This is a genomic window from Candidatus Igneacidithiobacillus taiwanensis (assembly GCF_031962545.1).
In the GTDB taxonomy this organism is placed as follows: domain Bacteria; phylum Pseudomonadota; class Gammaproteobacteria; order Acidithiobacillales; family Acidithiobacillaceae; genus Igneacidithiobacillus; species Igneacidithiobacillus taiwanensis.
This window is the reverse complement of sequence record NZ_JAVRKK010000010.1, coordinates 12,675-33,999: the sequence shown is the minus strand read 5'-3', so window position 1 is coordinate 33,999 and position 21,325 is coordinate 12,675. Positions and strand designations below refer to the sequence as shown.

The 21,325-nt window shown below is 57.0% G+C and carries 20 protein-coding genes; all 20 read left to right on the top strand.

Annotated elements, in window-relative coordinates; all coding sequences use genetic code 11:
* Positions 1-49 precede the first annotated feature (49 nt).
* The 20 genes from RTI30_RS02980 to RTI30_RS02885 all read left to right on the top strand — a co-directional run bounded on the left by RTI30_RS02980 (position 50) and on the right by RTI30_RS02885 (position 21,321).
* Positions 50-1,726: an HNH endonuclease gene (locus RTI30_RS02980; RefSeq protein WP_312283359.1), complete on the top strand. Its 1,677-nt coding sequence runs from the start codon at positions 50-52 to the stop codon at positions 1,724-1,726.
* A gap of 123 nt (positions 1,727-1,849) precedes the next feature.
* Positions 1,850-3,001: a transposase gene (locus RTI30_RS02975; RefSeq protein WP_312283358.1), complete on the top strand. Its 1,152-nt coding sequence runs from the start codon at positions 1,850-1,852 to the stop codon at positions 2,999-3,001.
* Between the two features lie 63 nt (positions 3,002-3,064).
* On the top strand, positions 3,065-3,313 hold the full coding sequence (locus RTI30_RS02970) for a hypothetical protein (protein ID WP_312283357.1): 249 nt from the start codon (positions 3,065-3,067) through the stop codon (positions 3,311-3,313).
* A gap of 9 nt (positions 3,314-3,322) precedes the next feature.
* Positions 3,323-3,565: a hypothetical protein gene (locus RTI30_RS02965; protein ID WP_312283356.1), complete on the top strand. Its 243-nt coding sequence runs from the start codon at positions 3,323-3,325 to the stop codon at positions 3,563-3,565.
* Positions 3,566-3,628: 63 nt separating this feature from the next.
* A complete protein-coding gene (locus RTI30_RS02960) occupies positions 3,629-3,988 on the top strand; it encodes a hypothetical protein (RefSeq protein WP_312283355.1) in 360 nt (119 codons plus the stop codon).
* 8 nt (positions 3,989-3,996) lie between these two features.
* Positions 3,997-5,001 (top strand): hypothetical protein, encoded by a 1,005-nt coding sequence (locus RTI30_RS02955; RefSeq protein ID WP_312283354.1) that lies wholly within the window; start codon positions 3,997-3,999, stop codon positions 4,999-5,001.
* 70 nt (positions 5,002-5,071) lie between these two features.
* On the top strand, positions 5,072-5,851 hold the full coding sequence (locus RTI30_RS02950) for a hypothetical protein (RefSeq protein WP_312283353.1): 780 nt from the start codon (positions 5,072-5,074) through the stop codon (positions 5,849-5,851).
* A 1-nt stretch (position 5,852) separates the two neighbouring features.
* On the top strand, positions 5,853-6,425 hold the full coding sequence (locus RTI30_RS02945) for a hypothetical protein (RefSeq protein WP_312283352.1): 573 nt from the start codon (positions 5,853-5,855) through the stop codon (positions 6,423-6,425).
* The gene (locus RTI30_RS02940) at positions 6,425-7,273 is read left to right on the top strand and encodes a hypothetical protein (protein WP_312283351.1); all 849 of its coding nucleotides are present in this window, start codon (positions 6,425-6,427) and stop codon (positions 7,271-7,273) included. Before RTI30_RS02945 ends, RTI30_RS02940 begins: the two co-directional genes overlap by 1 nt.
* Before the next feature lie 100 nt (positions 7,274-7,373).
* Positions 7,374-7,547: a hypothetical protein gene (locus tag RTI30_RS02935; protein WP_312283350.1), complete on the top strand. Its 174-nt coding sequence runs from the start codon at positions 7,374-7,376 to the stop codon at positions 7,545-7,547.
* 13 nt (positions 7,548-7,560) lie between these two features.
* Entirely contained in the window at positions 7,561-9,348 is a 1,788-nt protein-coding gene (locus tag RTI30_RS02930; RefSeq protein ID WP_312283349.1) for a hypothetical protein, read from the top strand.
* Positions 9,349-9,366: 18 nt separating this feature from the next.
* On the top strand, positions 9,367-9,885 hold the full coding sequence (locus RTI30_RS02925) for a hypothetical protein (RefSeq protein WP_312283348.1): 519 nt from the start codon (positions 9,367-9,369) through the stop codon (positions 9,883-9,885).
* 133 nt (positions 9,886-10,018) lie between these two features.
* On the top strand, positions 10,019-10,468 hold the full coding sequence (locus RTI30_RS02920; RefSeq protein ID WP_312283347.1) for a hypothetical protein: 450 nt from the start codon (positions 10,019-10,021) through the stop codon (positions 10,466-10,468).
* Positions 10,469-10,686: 218 nt separating this feature from the next.
* Positions 10,687-13,308, top strand: coding sequence for a hypothetical protein (locus RTI30_RS02915; protein WP_312283346.1), 2,622 nt, complete (start codon positions 10,687-10,689; stop codon positions 13,306-13,308).
* The gene (locus tag RTI30_RS02910) at positions 13,305-15,035 is read left to right on the top strand and encodes a hypothetical protein (protein ID WP_312283345.1); all 1,731 of its coding nucleotides are present in this window, start codon (positions 13,305-13,307) and stop codon (positions 15,033-15,035) included. The genes RTI30_RS02915 and RTI30_RS02910 overlap by 4 nt, the downstream gene beginning before the upstream one ends.
* A 1-nt stretch (position 15,036) precedes the next feature.
* Positions 15,037-15,885 (top strand): hypothetical protein, encoded by an 849-nt coding sequence (locus RTI30_RS02905; protein ID WP_312283344.1) that lies wholly within the window; start codon positions 15,037-15,039, stop codon positions 15,883-15,885.
* A gap of 314 nt (positions 15,886-16,199) precedes the next feature.
* Positions 16,200-17,948 (top strand): hypothetical protein, encoded by a 1,749-nt coding sequence (locus RTI30_RS02900; protein WP_312283343.1) that lies wholly within the window; start codon positions 16,200-16,202, stop codon positions 17,946-17,948.
* A gap of 1 nt (position 17,949) precedes the next feature.
* Positions 17,950-18,765 (top strand): hypothetical protein, encoded by an 816-nt coding sequence (locus tag RTI30_RS02895; RefSeq protein ID WP_312283342.1) that lies wholly within the window; start codon positions 17,950-17,952, stop codon positions 18,763-18,765.
* On the top strand, positions 18,762-20,147 hold the full coding sequence (locus RTI30_RS02890; RefSeq protein ID WP_312283341.1) for a LysM domain-containing protein: 1,386 nt from the start codon (positions 18,762-18,764) through the stop codon (positions 20,145-20,147). The genes RTI30_RS02895 and RTI30_RS02890 overlap by 4 nt, the downstream gene beginning before the upstream one ends.
* A gap of 79 nt (positions 20,148-20,226) precedes the next feature.
* Positions 20,227-21,321, top strand: a complete 1,095-nt coding sequence (locus RTI30_RS02885) for a baseplate J/gp47 family protein (protein WP_312283340.1) — start codon at positions 20,227-20,229, stop codon at positions 21,319-21,321.
* Positions 21,322-21,325 lie beyond the last annotated feature (4 nt).

The window sequence follows — 21,325 nt, the reverse complement described above, 5'->3', positions numbered from 1 at the left end:
CTCTATGTGTGTTAGTGTAGTGGTCGTTGGCGGTGGAGAGGGAAGATCAGTGGAGCTTACAAAGAAGTGTCCCGCGTGTGAGCGGGTTCTGCCGGTTTCTGCTTTTGGACAAAATAGGGCTGCGTATGATGGCCTACAGAGCCGGTGCAAGGAGTGTGCGAAAGCCGCGCGTAAAGCCAAGATTCAGGAGCAGCGTAACCAGTCGTTGTTTTGTATGGGCTGCCAGCAGACGCTTCCAGCGGACCAGTTCCCCAAGCGGCGACCTAAAAAGCTGTACTGCAATGCTTGCCGGAAAGCGCGTAAGGCCGAATACAACCGGAGGTTTCGGGAGGAGCACCGAGACGAACTCAACGCATATCTCGAGGACTATCGAAAGGCTCATGAGACGAAACGGCCTCCTGATTACAATGAGAAACACGCGCAATCAGCGCGGGAACGCTATGCCAACGACCCTGAGTACCGGGCGCATGTACGCGCACTGGCCGCGAAAAACCGAGCGAACGAGACGCCGGGACAAAAAGCGCGCAGGCGACAATATATGCGCGAGTTCCAGCGACGCCCTGAGCAGGTGGGGAAGCGAAGAAGCCGGTATAGGGAAATAGTACAAAACCCGAACGCCTACGTGCGCTTGCGAGAGGAGAATAATGCTTACCGAAACAGTGAAGCGTACGACCGGAAAGAGCGGGTGCGTCTTGCACGACAGGAACGTCCAGAAGTGTTCCGAAACGCCGAAAACCGACGGAGGGCGCGAAAGAAGAACGCAACGGTGGAATCCTTTGACGCCGAGGCTCACGTAGCTTTTCTCCGCACATGGCAGCAAGGACGGTGTTACTACTGCGGCGAGCCGATGGCGGAAACCCATGTAGAACATATCGTTCCGCTGTCTCGCAATGGTGCGCATAGCCGACAGAATACCGTGCTGGCGTGTCCCGCCTGCAACCTCAGCAAAGGCTCCAAGATTCTGTGGAAAGAGTGGGTGCCGTCGCGCACCGGCGCGAGTGATGCCGTGCTACCTCCGCAAACCGAATTGCCCATGACGGTACTGTCTACCTTCCATGTTTCTGACCGAGAATCTTCCAGCAACGTACTCACGCTTCTGCGGCTCCAGAATACGGGACCGATGTTTTTTGATTTCGAGTGGCGCATTCGGCGCATCGCAGTAGTCAACATTTCCAAGTCCCGAGCCGGTGAGCATAAAAGTGTCGCGGCGCGTAAGTGTGACGTGCGATCTATTGACACGGATGACGCTAGGGCTTTTCTCAATATGTACCACTTGCAGGGGTTTGCACGCAGCACCTGGTATATCGGGTTGGTGCATGAGGGCATGTTGGTTGGTGTAATGGGCGTCGGTCTCCGCAGCGGCGTGTTCGAGATCAGCCGCGTTGCGTTCGCTGGCTCTGTTGCCGGGGGGCTTTCCCGTATGTTCCAATTCTTCTTGCGTAATTACTATGACAGTAAGTCCATGTTGGTGAGCTATACTGACCCGCGTATCGCGACCGGCGCGTCGTTTCATAACCTGGGCTTCGTGGATATGGGCGAAGTACCCGCGCAGCTTCTGTACGTTGGGCCTGGTGGGCTGTTCCACCGCATGAGTTTCATGAAGGCGGCGATGCGGAAGAAACTGAGCTATTTTGACGAGAGTGCGTCGGAGGCGGACAACGCTAGGTTCAATGGCTACTATCGCATTTTCCCGATTCCTTTGCGCCGCATGGTGTACCGGCCTTGACGTTCGTACCGCGCTGCGGCACACTATATTTACCAAAAGCGGCGTAAAGCCCCTGCCTTTAGGCATGGGGATATAAGCCGCACGCATCTTGCGGCATGCTGTAAGATACCATAGAATGGTCCCATGGCTACGCTCACCAAAACCCTCAAACTCCCTTTCCTGCGCCTGAATCAAGCCAAGGCGGCGGAGTTTGCGCGTCTGGAAGTGCTCAACACGAGCGTTGCCAATCAGATCCTCGCCCTGCCGAAAGAAGAGCGTCGCGCTCTCACATCCAAGTCCTTTGCGGACGTGGAGATCGGCAGCGCCTGGGTCAACCAGACTATCCGCAATGCCAATGCCAAAACCAAGGTCAAGCGGTTTCGACGCTTGCCGCTGGAAACCAACAACCAGAACTGGACGCTGCACAAGGTTGGTGACACCTTCAGCGTTTCCTTCGGGTTGTTGCGTGGCATCAAAAAACGGGTTCCGCTGGAGGTGCATGTCACCTCCCATCGGGAACTGTTGCAGGCATTGCTGGACGGTAAGGCCAAAGCCGGTAGTATCAAACTGTCCCGTTCCCGCCGTGGACTCTGGTATGCCCTGATTTCCGTGTCGATGGATGTTCCCGATGCAGAAAACACAAGCCGCTGGATTGGCGTGGACCGTGGGCAGAATGTGCCGGTGACGGCGGCCACGCCCGACGGCCCTGTTATCTTCTGGAAAGCGGCAAGGATTCGGCATGTACGCCGGATCTTCTCCGAGCGACGGAAGAAGTTGCAGGCCGCGGGGAAACACAAAGCGGTCAGGAAGCTGGAGAACCGGGAACGGCGCATCATCACGCACATCAACCATTGCATCAGCAAGGCGTTGGTGGCATTGGCCATGCGCTTGCACGCGGGAATCCGGCTGGAAGATCTGTCCGGGATTCGGCAATCGTCGAAGCAGCGCAAGACGACCAAATCCGATGCCGGACAGAACCGGGACTACTGGCCGTTCTATCAGTTGGAATCTTTCGTCAGATACAAGGCTCTTGCGGCAGGAGTTGCCGTAGATGCGGTGCGTCCGCACTACACCAGCAAAACCTGTCACCATTGCGGCGCCATCAACCAGCGAAAGAAACATGCCTACGTCTGCACTCGTTGTGGACACAGGGCGCACGCCGATGCCAATGCAGCCCAGAACATTCGGGATTGGTATGGACTGTGCTGCCCACTGGAGCTTGATGCTCTGGTGGGCGGGCCGCATGGACCGGCCCTGAACCCGGTAGGCCAAGCTGCCGCGCAAGCGGTAGCGTAACGAGAACGGGAATCCCCTGGCTTTAGCCATGGGGAGGTTCAAAGTGGAATGAGGAGGAATTACATGGGACTTCGGATCATCGATCCAGCAGTGCTTAATGACAGTGACGACGGAAGCGATGCACTGTTTGTATTCGCGGTGAACATCGGCAGCGCGGTGCGGCTGATTGCGGCTACGGATTATTTCGCGGCGCTGACCGTTGTATTTGAAAGATACAGTGTAACCCCGGCAGGAATTTCCATCGTCGGGCAGTTGGAATACTTGGCGCATACGGACAGCGCGGCAGAAGATAGTGGCGTATCTTTGCACTAGGGGTGTGTGGTGGATCGGAATGACTATACAAATCGGGTTGCTGGTGGCGTGTTGTATGCACGGGCTATGCTCGTGGCGTCGGCTACGTTTGTTCTGACGCTTATTACGCTGTTCTTCTTCGTCGGCTTTCTTGAGGAAGGGTTCTTCGGGTACGCGATAGGCGATTTTGTACTTATGGCGCTTTTTGGACTCTCGTGCTATCGCAATTTTCTTCGGATGCGAGAGATTCGCCTCGATATGCGGGGTGAGTGAGACGGTTCTTGCCTTTCCTGGTGACTGTGGTACTTTGTGTGTAGCTTCCTCTGGAGGGCGGTTATGATTGTCGCAACCATAAAAAAGAACTCCATGATCCACAATCTCTGGTGGCGTCAGGGGTTGACCTTCGCCGCGCTGCATGGCACGCGCTTCGTCCGTAAAGGGGCGATGTACCAGTCGGTAGGGGAGATCGCTGACCTATCCGCGCTCCAGAGTCATTCGGACGTGCTGCTGGAGGTGTTTGGGAATGTTACCCTGTCCACGCCGGCGCGGATTGTAGAAACGGTGGACGGTGCAGTGAAACAGGTTGCTGAGGAACGGAGCGCGCATAAACTCGAAAAACCGGAGGTCAAAGTACCCGAAGTGCCTACGCTTCCTGCCAATTTTGTGCGCCGTGGGCGCCATCCCAAGTCCGGTTGAATACGTAAATGCCGCAAGACCTCGACAACACGACCCTTCAGTCTACTATCGACGCCCCACTGGTGCCGACGGGGGCGCTGTGGACTTGGGATACCAGTACAAAACCGCAACCTACGGTGACAGCTTATCCGACTACCGGAGGCCCGACCAAAACCGGCTTGATGCCTCAAGACCTGCAAAACTTCGTAGGTGTTCCGATCCAATACTACGGCAATCCACCTACGCCCGTGTCGAGCGGGACTATGTTGGGGTGGATACGCTACGCGGAAGATTGGGTGGAGCAGGAAACGACACTGCTATTGACGCAGACTTGGGTAGCGTCTCCTCCTACCCGGCAACCGACGGCTACGAACGCAACGGGTCTGATCGTGAATCCCGCATCCTCCGGCGTGCAGCAACTTGGCGTGGACTACGACCTGGAGGATGCGCCTTACGACTTTTTCTTTCCCCGCGCACAGGATGAGGGCTGGATGGTGCAGAGCCTTCGCTATCGGCCCGTGCGGTCAGCTACCTACTCGGCGCTGGATTGTACGTCGATCAAGAACATCGCATACATTTACCCGCTTTTGAACGATTTTTTCCGAGTGCCGCCTACGTGGTACGTGGAAGATACGGATTTTGGGCTGGTCCGCCTTGTGCCTGCGGCCAATGTCCAGATGCTCCCTCTGTTCGCTATGCAACTATCGTTCATGGGGTTTGCGCAGTCCATTCCGGGCGGTCTGTGGCTTCAGTACACCGCAGGGTTGACCGCGAACGACTACATTTCCCGGTTCAGCTTCATTAAGCAGTTGGTGTTGGCACAGGCTGCAATCCAGGCGCTCATGACCATTCAAGGGACGCTGAATTTTGGTGCAACGCAGTACAATATCAACGTAGATGGGCTCCAGTATCAGACTCAGTACCCCAAGAGCGGACCGTACTCCGGTCTTATTGAGCAATTCACTCGTATGCGTACAGACTTGTTACAGACAGCCTTTAACAAAGTATCGGGGCCGATGCTTATTACCCTCTAGGCCCTCAGTCGTTTGCCTTTCTTGGCGTCCTGTCGTATTCTCGCAGCAGTCCACCTTTACGGGCCTGTTCATGTCTAACGTACCGTTCCTGCCGCCCTCTTCGCCTTTCGTACTGCCGTCTGACCCGTTCGAGCAGTTGATGGCGGCGTATGGCGTACAGCTTCAGTACATGAAGGGGCATGAGTGTCCGTGCGTGCTTGGGAACCTGGAGGTGCCGGGGTCGCCAGACCCTGCCTGTACCACCTGCAATGGCCGTGGAACCTATTGGGATACTCCGTCGGAGCCGTTTTTCGGCCTGCTGACACATATCGGGCGTACCAATTACGGGAACGAGCCGGGCAGCGTCATGGACCCAACACAAGGAAACGTGTGGGAAGCGAGCCCGACAATCACCATACCCCCTTCGCAAGTAGGGCCGTGGACGCAGGCTACGGTGTACGACGCTTTCATTGAGCCCAACGCACCGCAGCGATTCAACACCACGCTGGTTGTCGGGGGTAATCCTTATCTGCCATATCGCCAAGGGCTTTCGATTGCTTCCACTGGTGCCGTTCGGGTATACGACGCCACAACCCATTCCGTGGTTTCCGGGGTAGGCTATACCGTGTCTAGTGGTGGGGTGTTTTTGGCCGACACCTACCCGAATGGAACGGCATACACGGTGGAGTACTACGCGGACCCGGTGTATGTCGTGTTCCGCACCGCAGGCGGCGCTCCGCACTTTCGGCCTCTTGGGGCGGTGGGTAATCCGCTCCCGCTACGGCTGCATTGTCAGTTGCTGGATATATGGACGCGCTCGCGCAGTGGTAGCAACACCTCGACTTCCCCGTTTGCTTTTGGGAGTGGCTGACGTGGCAAAGGGCACAATGTACACGGTACATACCGATGTGGACCCTAATCTACTGGGCGATCTCGCCAAGGCGGTCTACCGGGAATGGGTGAAGTGGGCGGTCGGCAAAGAATCTTTGGGAGGCAAGACTTTACGCGCCCCATCGGGCCGTTATGCGGCAGGCATTCAAATGGCGCAGACCGGCGATAACGTGGTCGAGATATGGGTCGATGAGGCGGATGTGCCCTATGCATCGGCGTTGGAGTATGGGCGACCGGAAATCATGATGCGGAACGCCCTGCTGTTCGGCGCAAAGTCGGCAAATGCCAAGACCTCCAAGGAAGGGTATAAGTACAAAGTGGTGAACATCAAGACCGATACCGCCTATGGCAGTATGCTCAAGTCCTCCATGGCGCCTACATCCTTTTCCAAAATTGCAGCGCAGATTCACCACCTGCGGAGTGAGGAAGGCACCATGCGTACCGTCTCCAGCAAGCCGGGCTCATCGTCTTGGGTTACGCCGAATATGTCTCCTTATGCGCCAGCCCTCATTTTGAGTAAGCTGGTAGAGCGTCAATACGGAGCTAACCGATAATGGCGCAGATCGTTTACAGCGTAGTCGCCACTGGTGGCGTCATTGTGTTCCGCTTCCCCGACATGGCGGCGGGGTCGTTTTCATTCTCGCGCAGCGCGGACGGCGGCAACACTTGGCAGGAGCTATACTCCGGCGAAACTTATCAGAACGAGTTAGGTGAAGTCGTTACGCCCCGTTTTGTGGACTATGGAGACGGCACGGCAGCGCCGCTGAGTCAGAATACCAGTTACCTGTATCGGATTACCGATTCCTCCGGCACAACGACTTCGCCTCCTATAACTCCCGCCAGCAGACTCGCCATTGAGGGCGACTTGGTTACGTCCATTTTGATCCGCACCCTTCAGGCGGGGATCGACGGTCTTACGTTGCCGTCTAATGTCAATCCCCCACGCATCCTGCATGCCATGCCGCTGAACGGGGAACCTCGGCTGCCGATCATCACGGTCAATATGGACTACGGCCCCGCTTCGCAGGAGTTCCCTATCGGGGTGGGCATCAACGCTTCCATGACCAATACCGATGTGCGGACGGTGCAGGCCGAGCGCAAATACTCCATTACCGCGCTTTGCCCGACGGTGCAGGAGCGTGAGTTCTACCGGGATGCCATTATCGGCATCTTGACCGTGGCGGCCCCGGAGATTTTTGGTGCTATCTGGGACGACACATCGTTCCGGTTCCAAGCCTACTCCAGTCAAAACGTAGGGCAGCAGAACTCTCCCGGATTCTACTTCACGCAGGTCATGGTCGAGCTACAGGGCAGCTTCAATGTGGCGACGATCAATAACTATGGCCTCATCGACCAGATCGACGTGGACACGAACGGCGACGAGATTTTGGATATCACCTGACCTGAACGCGCTTGTTTGGGTAGTCAACCAAACCTATAGGTGATACAGGTTTTCTGTGCCAACATCCTCGCAGAATCTTTGTCTGGGAGGCTCCCCCGCTATGGATACGGTCAAAGTCCCGCTTCCACGTTTTGCTGAATCTGTCAAAGGTACGCACGATGAAGTGTTCGTCGGTGTACTGCGGGTGTTCCACAAGCGCGAGAAGCATACCCCTTCTGAGTGGCACGCCCTCGTAGACTCGCACCGTGCTCGTCCGGTGAAACTGGAACGCTGAGGAGAAATAGCAAATGCCTAACGTCAATGGTCAGTTCCAAGGTCAACAGCTCATTTTCCCCGGCGCGTACACGGCGTTTAACGACAACGCGACGACCCCGACCAACCCGGCAGCGACGCCTCCCCTCATCTTCATCGGTCAGGGTTACGGCGGCACGCCCAACACGCCTATCTCGCACTTCACTTCAACCGGACTGGCGCAGACGGTTCGCGGCGGTCCTGCGGCGGCGTTTATCCCTTTCATTTTCAACCCGTCTCCGCAGTTGAATGGGGCGCAACAGGTTATCTACATCAACCCGTCCCCCAACACGCAGAGTTCCTTGACCTTGGATGACAGCAGTTCGTCTGGTGTGATTACGCTGACGAGCGCCAATTATGGAACGCCGAGCAATTTGCTACAGGCGTCAGTCGGGGCCGGGACGGTAGCGGGCATCAAGCTCACCATCTATGATTCGTTTGCCGCCAAGAACGGCTACACGACGCAGGCGCAGTACGTGGGGGATAACCTCGGCGTGCCATTCAATCTGGCCTATACGGGGTCCGGTAGCGGCGTGACCTACTCGGTTACTACATCGGGCGGCGTAGCGACCAACTTCATCCTCAATGGTCCAACCAGCGCCGAGTCGTTGAATCTGCCTTTGGGGGGTGAGACGTACGGCACCATCTCGGCGGTAGTAGAGGCCATTAACGGCACTGGGTACTACTCGGCCAACGTCATCAGCGATGGCAACATGCCCTCGACCAACCTGGATGCGGCCTCCGGCGTGGCACTTGCTGCCCCCACGAACAGCGTGGATAACTACGTCAACGTCACGGCTACCCTCGGGCAGATCGTTTACTGGGTAAACACGTATGCTTCCAGTCTTGCAACAGCGGCTATCCCTTCCGGCATCGTGTCGTCTCCGTCCGCGGCACCTGTGCAGATCGGCCTGACCAACTTCTCCGGGGCTACTAACGGGGTTGCTACCCTTCAGGACTATGCCAACGCCTTTAATACCGCACTGGGAGTAGCCGGATGGGTTATCATTACGGACAGCAACGACTTGGGTGTCATGGCGCTTGGGCAGCAGCACGTAGCGACGGCCAGCTCCATTACCGAGCGGAAGTTCCGCCGTTTCTTTACCGGGTCAAGTGTCGGGGAGACGGTCGCGCAGGCGCTTCAAGCCGCACAGGACATGGACGCTTCCAACGTCACGTATGTCTACCCAGGCATATCCTACATTAACACCAAGACGGGCCTCGTAGATACAGTTGGGGGTCGGTATGCGGCAGCGGCGGCGGCAGGCATGGCTTGCGGTAATCGAGTAGCGATTCCTCTAACGGCCAAGGCGCTCAACGGCACGGGTGTCGAGGTACAACTGACCACCAGCGAAGTGAACCAGTTGGTGAACGGCGGCGTTATGCCCATCCATTTGTCGCAGAGTACGGGTGTGCCGACCATCATTCGGGATATAACCACGTGGCAATTGGACAACAACCCCGAGCATGTGTTCAACCAGCAGGTTGCTTGCCAGTATTACCTCGCATACACGTTGAACCAGGGTTTGCAGCCGTATATCGGCGGAATTGCATCTCCGTATTCCATTGGGCGCATCCAGAACGCGGTGAAGAAGCTCTTAAACGCGCTGATCTACACCGAGGGGTCCAACGGCGTCATTTCTTCGTGGAACCCGAAGACTTTGCAAGTCACCTACAGTGGGGAGACGAGCACGGCGAGCGTGCAGGTGGATGTCGTATTTGTCGGCCAAGTAGATTTCATCACGAACTACATTTTGGTTCAGCCTTTGTCTTTAGCGGCCTGATAGGGAAGGAGGCGTAACATGCCAGGATTTAATGCACAACAGCTTGCCTACGGTGTTCGCAATGGCAACATGGTTACGGTCATGCTAGGCGACCTGGAGGTGGGCTTCGCTCAGACCAGCAGTGCTAGCAACGCATGGGGCACGGAGTCTTTGTACGGCATCGGGTCTGAAAAGCCGCAAGAGATTCAGCAGTTGAAAATCTCTCCGACTGTCAGCGTGGACTCGTTTTCCCTGACCGAGAAAGGGCTAACCTACCTCGGCTATCCAAGTAGCATGTTGGAGGTGTTGAGCAACAACGCCTTTGACTTCCACTTGATGAATGAGGAAGGACTGCCGATTCTGACGTATGTTGGGTGCGTCGCGGAGAACTTCAATCTGAACATCCCTGCCAACCAGCCTATTACCCAGGCCGTCTCTTTCCAGGCGCTCGACATCCTGAACGCCCTCGGTGTTTCCATCCTCGGTGCAAACCAGGCGATTCAAACTGTTGAGCAGGCGGCCCTAATCGGGACGGCCTTGAATACCGCAGGGCTTTGATGCGGGCTTAACCTTTTTAGTTGCTTCCACTGCCTCTCCTGCCGCCTTCTGGCGGCTTTTTGCGTTCGTCGCGCTGCTTCGGTATGCTTGCTGGTAGAAGTTCGTCCGATCTTTTTCTTTAGGAGCACAAAACATGGCGGTGGCAGAACAGCAGCATCCAATAGCGCAGACTGAACTGAACGTGGTTCATGACGGCGCGACATACATTTTCAAAATCCCCGGCATCCGTGACGAGGCCAAGATCGGCTCTTATGCGCGGTTTCTGCGAGTGCAGGACGACCCAAACGGGGTTGGCGTAGCGGAGGGGTTGGACTTCAACTCTTTTTTCACGTATCAAGCACTGGCGACCTTTGCGGTGCTTCTGCGGAAGGCTTCGGTGACGTGGCCTTTTTCCCCCGATAAAACGGGAAAGCCGGTAGTAGATGTCAACCAATTCCCTGATGATGCACCTGTTCTGGAGGTATATGAAGGCTATCTAGACGCCCTCGCCCGATTTCGAGGCGAGCTACCCGAAGACGGACGACCCGGAGGGTCAGAGGTTGTGGACGGTCAGCCGGATTCTCAATCTGAGCCCGTTCAGTGACGAGGTGCAGAAATTATCTTCCACGCAGATGAACTGGATACTGGAAATGTATGCACAGGAGAATCCCGACGTGAAGCTGAGCCGACCCGGTGAAGTAAGTCCCGTGGACCGTGCGGTGGCATGGGATAGTGTGCTGATCGAAGGTGTGTCTGCGCATACCGTGTCCAGGGCTGCGGTCGAGGCGGCCAAGAAGTTGCGTGCGGCAAGAGGGATGTAGGATGCCTGGCATACGGATCAAGAACGGCAAGGGCGGTGAGGGCGGCGGAGGAGCCGGGGGGAAAGGCGAATCCGAACTGGAGCGGTTGTGGCACGCCGTCCTTCGCAGCCCTAACCCTTCCACCATACGCACGTTCAAGGAGCTTTTTGATGTAGCTGACCCAAGCCAGACCTTATTCGCTGGCGGGGCGATGGCGGGCACCGGCACCACGAAAGCCTCGTCCCAAATGAACAACGCGCTGCTTCGGCACCTTAGCAAACTTGAGACTCAAATCAAGGCAGGCGCGACCACCGCCCGAAGCCGACGCAGTATAGAAAATACGCACGCCAAAGTTCGCGCACTACACGATCTGGCCGCTTCAGGAGCCCTCCCTGGTGTTGGAGTAGACGCTTCTACCGCCGCGCTGCTTAGTCAAGCAGAAAAAAGAAAAGTCGGTTACGATATTATCTACGCCAAAAAACAGGCAGAAATCCAACAGGCCCAACGTCAAAAAGCCTACGACCGCACCCAACCGTGGTACGCCGCTTCCCGAGCGAGAGAAGGGGTTTTAGGAGGGGCCATAGGGGGCGCGGAGGGCGCGATCATGATGGGCTCCCTTGGGGAGTTTCGTAAGTACTACCGCGTCTTGGATAAACTGGAGAAGAACTCTGCCAAGCAACTAGACACATTGCGCTCCATCAAAGGGATCGATGAAAAAGAGTTAGCCGCCGCACAAGCTACCCATCAGCGTATCCAGTCGGCCAAGGCACGCTATCAAGCGGTTGGAAGAGCTCGTTGGGGGCGTCGCGCTACGTCTAGTGGTATAGGCGGGGTGCTTAAGGATGCTGTTGGGGCGTCGCTTCTCGGGGACATTATGGACCCGTTGGCAGTCGGAGCTACCGTTGCGCTCGCCGGGGCTACGGCGGTATGGAAAAGCGTGGACATGGAGAAGCACTTAGTCGCGGCCATGCAACCCTATACTTCTGTTCGCCTTGGTTCGTCCATGCTGGCGAGGATGCTGGGGGGAAGTAACGGCGCCGGGGTATTCAGAACGCTCTATGGCACCCCCGGGGGAGCACGCTGGACCGGCCCGGCGTGGGAGAAGAAATACGGCCTGACCCGTGCAGACGTTATCGGGGCTATGAACTCGGCGGGGGAGGGTGGCTACTCGCTATCCAAGCAGATCGGCTTTGTCAAAACCATTGCGAAGTACAATCAGACTGGCGTTGGGCTGGCCGGACTGGGCATGAAGCCGGTTGAGCAGTTGGCGCTTCTGGGGGCCAATATCGGCATTACCCAGTTCACAAAGTCCTCTCAGACCCTCAAACTGTTTCAAGAGGCCGTCGCTGCGGGAACGGCCACGGGTGTCAACCGCGCCACCGATATTCACGTCCTGTCCAGTTCCCTCCAGTCGCTAGCCTCGGGTGGATCACTCAATCGCGGACGCTTTACGACCGCCATGATCTCGGGCTTGCTGGGATCTGGCATTACCTCCATGCGGACGGGGGCCGGAGAAGCTTCGGCACTACAGGCGTCGAACAAGGTATTCGGCAACCTCATGGGCCACTCCGCGTGGATGACCTCCGCGTACATGGGTTTGGAGAAGATGACCCATGGGGGGCCGCTCACCAACAAGGATTTACGCACCGTCCTTGGGGCGCATCGCTTCAACGCGATGATGAAGTCCAGCGTAGGTTACAAGACACTGCAAGACCTGAAAGACGCCTGGAACTCGGGGTACAAAGCACTTGCAGTTCAGAACCTGGGGCCGTACATCAGTAATAGAGAAAGATTTTCGCTGGAACAACCTTTGCGCGGCATGACGCCAGGTGTGTTACGTCCTTTTGTAACTCCCGGTGGCCCAGCGGCATACAACTCCATGGCGCTTGCCGCCAGAATAAGTAAGGAATACCCGCATCTAGGCAAGTGGTATAAGAAGCACTACGGGTCTTACCAAATTGGCAAACTATTCAACCACGGCAAGCAGGGTATTACCACCGGCGAATATCAGGATATGCTTGCCGCGTCCAAAAAATATGGAATCCCGGTCGGTGTGTTGATAGCCAACTATATCGGAGAAAACGGTGCGTCGCAGAACTTCGCGGGTATTGCCGCAGACTCCGACTCGTGGGGGTTGTTCGGCGCGCCAAAAAGTATGGAGAAGAACCCCGCCAGCTTCCGCCAAGCGGCTTTTGCGTCGGCCAAGATTATGAGCCGTTTGATGAGAATACATCGCGGTAACTTAGGGGAAGCATTTAGCGCCTATACCGGCCTACCTGTCGGGTCGTCGGGTGTGCTGGATCGTGTCGGGATTACCGAAGCCTATAACCGCATGATACCAGTAGGTTCCTCTACGTTAGCAGCGGGAAAAACCGCTGAAGCGATACGCGGGCTTACTACTGCCACAAACACTGCCGAAATTACGCGGGCAAAGACGCTGTACAAGACGACGCATGGCTTGGTTTTAACGCTGGAAGGCTTGTCTACGAACGCCGTAGGTGCAGCGCAGGCGTTGAAGGGCTTTACGGACGCACTCAACGACACCATTAAGAGTATAGAGAAAAAGCCGTCACAGCGCACGCCGCCCCATTACGTTTCTCGTATGGATACGCTTAATCCTTGGGCTGGGGGACCGCCAGCGTGAGTCAGTTCGCTGCCCAACCGATCGTTGAAGTAGAGATTTACCCGTATGAGGGAGGGCCGTCCGCGTTCGTCATTTCTTCTTCCCAAGGAACGCTTTTGGAAGCTACGGTATCCAAGCGCATACATTCCTCCCAGCCCGGCTCGTTTACGTTGACTTTGGCCCCCGGTGGACCGGGCGGTGTAACCGCTGTGCGAACCTGGGCAGAGATTTGTACCCCGATGTCGCTGGTGGTACTCAAGGGCTCACGCTGGACGCATAACAACGTCATCATGATCGGGGTCGTCGATACCGCGACGGAGAGTCAAGAATGGGACGCAGGGCGAAAAGTTACTCGTACTACGACCATCCAAGGCTACGATTTCCAGTATTACTACACCCAGTTCTCCTATTACACCCTGTACTTCCTCGGCACTACGGCGGCATCGGCGTTATCGGAGACGGTCGGGGCCGCAGCACTCCCGGCGCTCAACAATCAAGGGCTTCTGCACGGCACGCCCGAGCAGGTTGGGGCGGCGTGGTTCAATCACATCATGGCGGGAAAGGACGGCATACTGGCCGATACCGTGGTACGCTATAAAGACAAACCTATCGCCTTCGGTAGTCTCATGGGGCAGTATTACCAAAGCCTGATCGCGGACGGCGAGTTTGATTTCATTATCCCTATGGCCGAGAATTTTCTATCCTCGGAGGGGTCTTGGTGGGATAAGTTTTCCCGCATCTTCCCAATGCCCTGGTATGAGTTTTTTGTCATTACCGCGCAGAATGATTTTTACAAAACCTCGGCTACCGCGAGCACCATGTTCAGCGTAGAATCCGCCGATCCTATTCAGGCGTTCCAGCAGAAGTATAGCCCCCAAATGGTGGCGCGAGTGGTGCCAATACCCCGCCTCAAATATAACCAGCAGACACAGAAGTACACGGTGGACACCGCACTTTGGGACGCGCTTCCCAGTTTCCAGTTGGACGGCCACGGCTTCATCGACAGCAACATCTCGTTCGACTGTAATGAGGCGCGGAATTTCTACGTTATCTCTCCGGTTACGCTATACACCATCACCGGACTATCTTCCAACTCCATCAATCCCTATCTGTTTACTCTGGACTGCGTGGTCGATGTAGGCAGCATTCACCGTTACGGTTTTCGACCACAAATCGACACCACGTATTGGCTGGCGGACCCCAAAGGGCAGGCGGCGCAAGCGAACACTGCCAACAGCGGCAATTATGAGCAGATGATTTCCTCCCTTCTGCTGCGCTCGGTCAGTTGGTATGAACCAACGCCCCTTATGGCTCGCGCTACCGTGACGATGGAGTTTCGCCCGGACATCATGCCCGGCTGCAAGTTTGTGTATGCGCCCTTCAAGAACGGCGAACTGTGGGAGTTCTACATTATCGGCTATGAGCACCACTACGTTTTTGGAGAGGCGACCGCGACGACTTTGTATCTGGAGCGCGGGCTACCCAAGTATATTTACGACCGGCAGGACTCGGTTAGCGTAACGGTTGGGGGAAACAACGCATTCGGCGCGTTCAATGGGGCGTCCCTTTTGACCGCCATTCTTGGCGGTTACGCCATGCGGCAAGGTTCATCCACCAACTCCCAACTGTACCAAGTGGGGCTGCCGTCCGAGGTGAAGGGCCAAGGTATCGAGTTTTTGAAACCGCAGTCGGCGTACCCTATCATGGGGCAGATCGCCAAGATTTTCACAACCCCGCAGGCCAACTGATATGCTGCCACCTCTTGCGCTCGGCCAAGTCCTTTCCCACGACACCTCGCGCCGCGCAGTATATGTGGTACTACAGTCCGGCCAGATTCCCACGGTCCCGGTATTGATGGGTTTTGATGGCCCCGCCGATGCGCTGCGGGTACGCACGGAGAGTATGCCGACGAAAGGAACATGGGGTCTGATCGCCTTCCCTAATGGCGACTCACGTAACGGCGTATGGCTCAAGAGTATCTACACCCAACTATCCGACGCGCTCCCGACGGACACCGACCCGTTCTCCTACTACAACGCGGAGTGGAGCGGCTTTTGGCAGTATCGTGACCAGCAGGGCAACGACAGCATGGTGTACCCGGACGGGACGAGCCTGACCGTTTCTCAGACCGGCAACGTGCCTACCTTGGTCCGTCATGTCGCCAACGCCCAGCAGGTACGTGAGGCACAGGAGTTTACCCAGCAGGAGCGCGTACCCAGTCCCCCCAAGCCATTTATCGTGAACCTACAACACGCCAGCGGCACGCAGGTAAAGATAGACGGCGCGGGGAACACGACGGTCAACGGCGCATCCGGTGCGACGCTCACGATCAATTTTGGCGGGACGGTGGTGACGATCAATGGGGAAGGGAATGTCGATATTCAAGGTGCGAACACGGGTGTCCTGAGTTTCCCCAGCGGGCTCACCATCGACGCCAACACCCAGATCAACGGCGACCTCGTGGTCTCCGACAACATCTCCGACTTGAACGGCGCGAATGGAACCGTCAACGCGATACGCACCGTGTACAACAGCCACGATCACGTCAGCGAAGCCGCAGGCACTAACACCTCGACGCCAAACCAGCAGATGCCGTGATTTTTGCGCGGGTTCGCGTTTTCCGCTATCCTCCTCCCATAAGCATCTAGGAGACGCCGCGCTTGACCACGTTCGCCTTCCCCCCCAACGGCCAATCTGCACGAGGGGCGTCTATCGCGGCCCTCAGTGGCGACGTGGTTATCCCCGACTGGCGGCAGCCACGGCTTGCGTCTTACGACCCCTCTACGCAGGACTTCAGTTTTACCTCGTTGGGCGTCGTGGATACCTTGGCTTCCGTTGGCGCTCCGGCCAGTGATTTCTACGATGGCATCCCGTTCGCGGGGCAGGAGTCTTTTGATTTCGACAGTGCCGCGTTGACCGGCTCCTACTTCGCCCTCACGGACAACGGCACGGACAGCCTTTCGAACCCGCTGGAGACGTACTGGATCGCTCAGCAAAGCACGCAAGAAACCGGCTTCTCTGCCGCTGTAGTAGATACCGCCAATGATATTCTCTGGATGACGGGCTACGGCGAGCGACTGGTAGGCTATTCATCTTCGGGCACCGTTGGCTACGCGCTTCCCTTCAACAGTCCCTTTCAGCAGGCTCGCACGTTCTGTGGCGTCGCGCTCAACGGGTCTACACCTCTCCTCCTGTCGTACTCCGGGGAAGTCTACGCGGCGTCTGGGGGCATTACCCAACGCATGTCTCCTGACCTCGGAGCGCCTTGCAACGCATTGGCTTCGCTGACCACGGGCGGCTACGCGGCACTTTCCCCCAGTACGGCCCAAGTTATTCCTTTCACTATCTCGACACCCTCTACACTATCGGTTGGGACGGCGATTTCTACGCCAATGTCTACGCCTTACGCCATGGCCGCAGGCGCATCCGGGACCAGTGGGTTGATCGGCGTCGTAGGCACCAACGATTTCTCCCTCTCCATCGCGGCCTCTGGCGGGGCGTATATCTCCCTGACCAACGAAGCCTTTGCCACACAACCTGCGGCGGGCACCGTGTCCGTGTTACAGAAAAACAGCGTGGGGGACTGGGCCGTTACGCAGACGGTCACGACCAGCGGCGACCCAACCTATATGGCGGCGCTCCCCAATGCGGAGCAGATACTGGTCACTTTCCCCTCCAGCGGGCAGGTGCAGATCATCCCCGAGACGGACGGCGTGTGGGGTAGTGGTACGACGCAGACTTTCGACTTCACCGACCCCGGTCAGATCGTCAACGCAGGGAACTCCTCCGCCCTGTTCTGCCAACCCTCCGCCAACCAAGTAACACCCTTATACAACAACGGTACAGGCACCTGGTCCAGTGGAACAGCTATCCCTCTGCCCGGGGCTACGGCTTTGGTCTTATCCTCGGACACGGCGGGGTACGCGGGCGGTAGTAGCGGGTCGTCGGGAATCATCGGCCTTTCCTTACTCAACGGCGCGTGGGGAGCAAGCGGGTCTGTCTCCGTGAACTTCGACGTGATGGGCCTCGCCGTGGATACGGTAGGGGGTCTATATGCTTGCGGCACCTCGGGGTCGGTAGGGTATCTGGAGGTATATTTCTCGGGTGTCGCCGTGGGGGGCACCAGTTGGACCGGAGGCGCTTCGGCTATCGCATGGTACGAGGGACAAATCGCTGTTCTTGACCCCGTGAATAACCTTATACGTACTTTCGGGCTCATCAATGGGCAGTACCAGCAGGTCAATTCTTATGCAGCACCCAGCGGGGCGAACCTGTTTATGTCGCTGCCGCAGACGTGGTTTCTCGGGGGAAGTGCCTTGTGGGAGATGAACTGGGGCGCCCCCTATGTATTGGAACGGACGCAGACGGCTGTAGCGGCAGTGTACAACCAAAGCAGTAGCACGTGGGCGCAAGCGGCCTTGGGCCGTGGACAGCGTAGCTTCGCCACGACTTTTGACAGTAGTGGGTTGTGGTACATCGCGACGGACGCTAATGTGCTCTGGGTGATCGAGCCTGACGGCAGCATCAGTTCCCAAACCACTATCCCGGTGTACAGCGGACAGCAGCAGACAACCCCACTTGGCCTCTCTGGGCTGTTATGGGACAGCGGCACGCTTTATGGGTCGTCCTGCATGAACAACGCACTGGCAGTGGGGGTGTAGTGTGGGCCTATTGAGCGCGGTATCAGGAGCAGTAAACAGCGGTATCAACAGCGTTGAAAACGCCTTGGGGATTTCCACGGGTGCGCCTTCCTCTGGAGGCTTACCTTCTGCTTACGCACAGGTGTTTCGCACCATCCCGACCCCTGTACAGCAGTACGCCCTGTACCGTCTGTCTATCCACGCACCCAACCGCCAAAAGACGCCCGTGGAAGTGTTCACGTTCCCACTCTCCCCGTCCAACGTGCGGCGCACCATGACCAGCATGGCCGCGTTTTATGATACCCCCGGCGCGCCTGTGTCTCAGTTCGGTGTAGCGCGAATCATCGACCAGTACGGCATGTCACCACTGACTTTTGTTATCGAGGGCACTACCGGCTGGCAAAAGCACTTGACGGATGGCTTCCACTACACGGGCTTACAGGCGATTCGACGCATACAGACGATTTTAGAGTTCTTCGCGTACCTCAACGCGGGGCAGGCGCAGGCGCAAAAGACCGACTTCTACACAATGGAGTTCTATGACTACTTCACGCGGGAGTTTTATGAAGTTGTCCCCATCGGGCCGCAGGAGATATGGCAAGACAAGGATCGCCCCATTCTTAGCTTTTATCGGTTCACACTGGTCGGCCTCAAGCCGGTCAGTGGCCCGGCGCTCCCTCCGGGGTCCACACAAGACCCTATCGCCGCTGCGTTCGACTCGACGGTCGTGACCGCGCAGGCCAACTTTAATACATTCATGGGGGGCGTGAACGATTTGTATTCCACGGCAAGCAGCGTGGTCAGCAGCGTTATAAACGCGGCGGGAAATATCCTATGATTTCAATACCCTACCAAAACCTCGATAACGCATGGTCCAATTATCTGACCGTAGCGCAATTTTTGGAGGGCTACACTGCCGCAGGTAACACCGTTTCTGCCAGCGTACTACAAGCCTGTCGCGAGACGCTGCATTATTTGGACGACTACATTAGCGGTGGCCTGCTATATCAGGCGCTGAACTACGAACTGGCAAACCTGCAACAAGGGACTGCACTGCCGGTTTCGGTGCCTCCAGGAACCCTGGAGATGGCGACCAACCGCGTGAACACGCTGCAAACCACGGTCAAGCAACTCAGCAACCTGATACAGCCAAGCACGCTTCCAACTGTCAACACAACGCAGTTGAGTAATGGGCTGCCAGGTTTTGCGGACACGGGGCTGCTGAACTACTTCATGACCTATGCGGTCGAGCCCCCTCCATCACAACTGACTCCCTCCAGCGTGTCCAGCGTAATCGCGAACCAGTCTCAGCAGTGGGCTACGTATGCCACGGCGCTCCTTCAAGCCTTTCCGACCGGGGAGGGGGACGCTTATGAGTCATTCCAGCGGCAAGCTGCGTTATCTCAGGTCGTGTCGCAGGCCACCGCGAATTTTGCCCTATTCGCTGAAAATTACGCACTTTCATCGCTGTGGAACAGCATGGTCGTACTGCCGCTTCTGAACGCACTGGGTGCGCTGTTGACCTCCGGGGCTTCCAATAACAGCGTGCAATCTCTCAATGCGCTCCGGTATCTGATCGACACTACGATCCAAAATTTAGACGCCATTCTGGCCGTGTTCAAGGAACAGCAGATCACTACGGTTCGCGTGTACACTGTCAAGTCCGGCGATTCCTTGCCCAATATCGCGTCCACGCAGCTTGGCAATTTCGAGCAGTGGCAACAAATCGCCACTATCAACCAGTTGTCGCCGCCATACACCCTGACCCAAGGGCAACAGCTTTTTCTGCCGCCCGCGCCGAACGTCAACAGCAACGTACCGCCAAATTATCTCATCAACTATCTCGGAGTGGACCTTTACTACGGCCCACTGGACCAGGACATGCTGCCGTGGAACGGGGACTTTTTCACGATCAGCGGCTACGATAACCTTATCCTGGCGTTGACCCGAGGCATCATCACGACCATTGGCACGTTGATTTACCATCCAAATTACGGCTCGCGTGTACCGCCCGAGGTGGGAAACGTGGAAACCGCAGCGACCGCGCTCAACATTGGCGCTTACGCCAACTCTGCCATACTCTATGACTCACGGGTCAACAAGATCATTACGTGGGATGTCGCCATGTTACCGAACAACCAGATACAGTACACTTCCACCATTCAGCCGAACGGCGAGAACACGCCGAGTATATCGTTGAATTTGGTGTTGCAACCTTGAGGCCCGAGAAATGGCGAACTCTATTACCGTAGCTGCACCCCCAACCGCTAACGCCGTAGCCACGGCGGTCCTGTCGTCCATGGCCGCACAGTCCGGGGTTATTACCGACTACAATAAAGGCTCACAGATTCGCACGATTTCTGAAGCCTTAGGCATGATTCAAGAGATGCAGGGGATTATCAGCAGCGCCGAGGCGTTTCAGTCCGCCGTGTATGGGGCCATGAGTGCTTTTGGAGTGACGCCTAACCCGGCGTCTGCCGCCGTCGGTCAGGTTATTTTCGCCACGAGCTTTGCCGCCAACCCGCCGACCGTCGGTGTGTCCGTGCTGATTCCTTCTGGTACGTTGGTGCAGACTATCAGCGGCGTTCAGTTTGTTACGACGCAGACCGCCGTGCTGCCCGCAGGATCATCCTCCATCACCGTACCCATACAGGCGGTGCAGACCGGGACCGGGGGCAATGTAGCTGCCGGGACGATCACGCAGCTTGTCAGCGGCCTTTCCTACCCGCTGGCCGTGTCCAATCCCTACCCAACCTCGGGAGGTGCGGCGCAGGAGACTATTGAGTCTACGCTGCAACGCTTCGCCGCCGTAGTAGCGGCCATTAACGGGGCCAGTCCGGTCGCCGTTGCCAACGCTGCTATAGGGGTCACAGTGGCTAGCACTGGCGAGACGGTACAATACGCCACCTGCTATGAGGGGTGGATCGCGCAGATGAACGCGGGGGAAACCCCGACAGCAGGATACGCCGTGTACGTAGACAACGGCTCTGGTACGGCATCCCAAAATCTGCTGAATGCGGTTACATCGACGCTGAACGGCTCCTTCCCCACGCTGCCGGGCAACCGTCCCGCTGGGGTTCCTTATACGGTCAACGCCGTGGTGCCTCTCGCGGCGGTCGTGGTTGTCTCAGGTACTCCGGTTGGGTCCGCTACAGCGGCTTCTCTGACGACGCAGGTGCAGTCAGCCATGACCACGCTGTTCAACGCTTTGCAGTTCGGGCAGGCGCTCACCGAGGCACAAGTGACCGCTGCGGTAGCAAACGCCGTAGGCGGAGGAGTGTCCGGCCTCACCGTCACTTTGGAGAACAGCAGTGGGGCTACGGTAGCGCAGTTATCGCCGCTAGCCTACGAGCGCATTATCCTTCAGACGCTGACGGTCAATTTCGGGAGCTAACCCA

What these genes read in the sequence shown, in the direction of transcription:
- RTI30_RS02975 (WP_312283358.1), top strand. Translation starts at nt 1,850, where the DNA reads ATGGCTACGCTCACCAAAACCCTCAAACTCCCTTTCCTGCGCCTGAAT.
- RTI30_RS02970 (WP_312283357.1), top strand. Translation starts at nt 3,065, where the DNA reads ATGGGACTTCGGATCATCGATCCAGCAGTGCTTAATGACAGTGACGAC.
- RTI30_RS02960 (WP_312283355.1), top strand. Translation starts at nt 3,629, where the DNA reads ATGATTGTCGCAACCATAAAAAAGAACTCCATGATCCACAATCTCTGG.
- RTI30_RS02955 (WP_312283354.1), top strand. Translation starts at nt 3,997, where the DNA reads ATGCCGCAAGACCTCGACAACACGACCCTTCAGTCTACTATCGACGCC.
- RTI30_RS02950 (WP_312283353.1), top strand. Translation starts at nt 5,072, where the DNA reads ATGTCTAACGTACCGTTCCTGCCGCCCTCTTCGCCTTTCGTACTGCCG.
- RTI30_RS02940 (WP_312283351.1), top strand. Translation starts at nt 6,425, where the DNA reads ATGGCGCAGATCGTTTACAGCGTAGTCGCCACTGGTGGCGTCATTGTG.
- RTI30_RS02935 (WP_312283350.1), top strand. Translation starts at nt 7,374, where the DNA reads ATGGATACGGTCAAAGTCCCGCTTCCACGTTTTGCTGAATCTGTCAAA.
- RTI30_RS02930 (WP_312283349.1), top strand. Translation starts at nt 7,561, where the DNA reads ATGCCTAACGTCAATGGTCAGTTCCAAGGTCAACAGCTCATTTTCCCC.
- RTI30_RS02925 (WP_312283348.1), top strand. Translation starts at nt 9,367, where the DNA reads ATGCCAGGATTTAATGCACAACAGCTTGCCTACGGTGTTCGCAATGGC.
- RTI30_RS02920 (WP_312283347.1), top strand. Translation starts at nt 10,019, where the DNA reads ATGGCGGTGGCAGAACAGCAGCATCCAATAGCGCAGACTGAACTGAAC.
- RTI30_RS02915 (WP_312283346.1), top strand. Translation starts at nt 10,687, where the DNA reads ATGCCTGGCATACGGATCAAGAACGGCAAGGGCGGTGAGGGCGGCGGA.
- RTI30_RS02905 (WP_312283344.1), top strand. Translation starts at nt 15,037, where the DNA reads ATGCTGCCACCTCTTGCGCTCGGCCAAGTCCTTTCCCACGACACCTCG.
- RTI30_RS02890 (WP_312283341.1), top strand. Translation starts at nt 18,762, where the DNA reads ATGATTTCAATACCCTACCAAAACCTCGATAACGCATGGTCCAATTAT.
- RTI30_RS02885 (WP_312283340.1), top strand. Translation starts at nt 20,227, where the DNA reads ATGGCCGCACAGTCCGGGGTTATTACCGACTACAATAAAGGCTCACAG.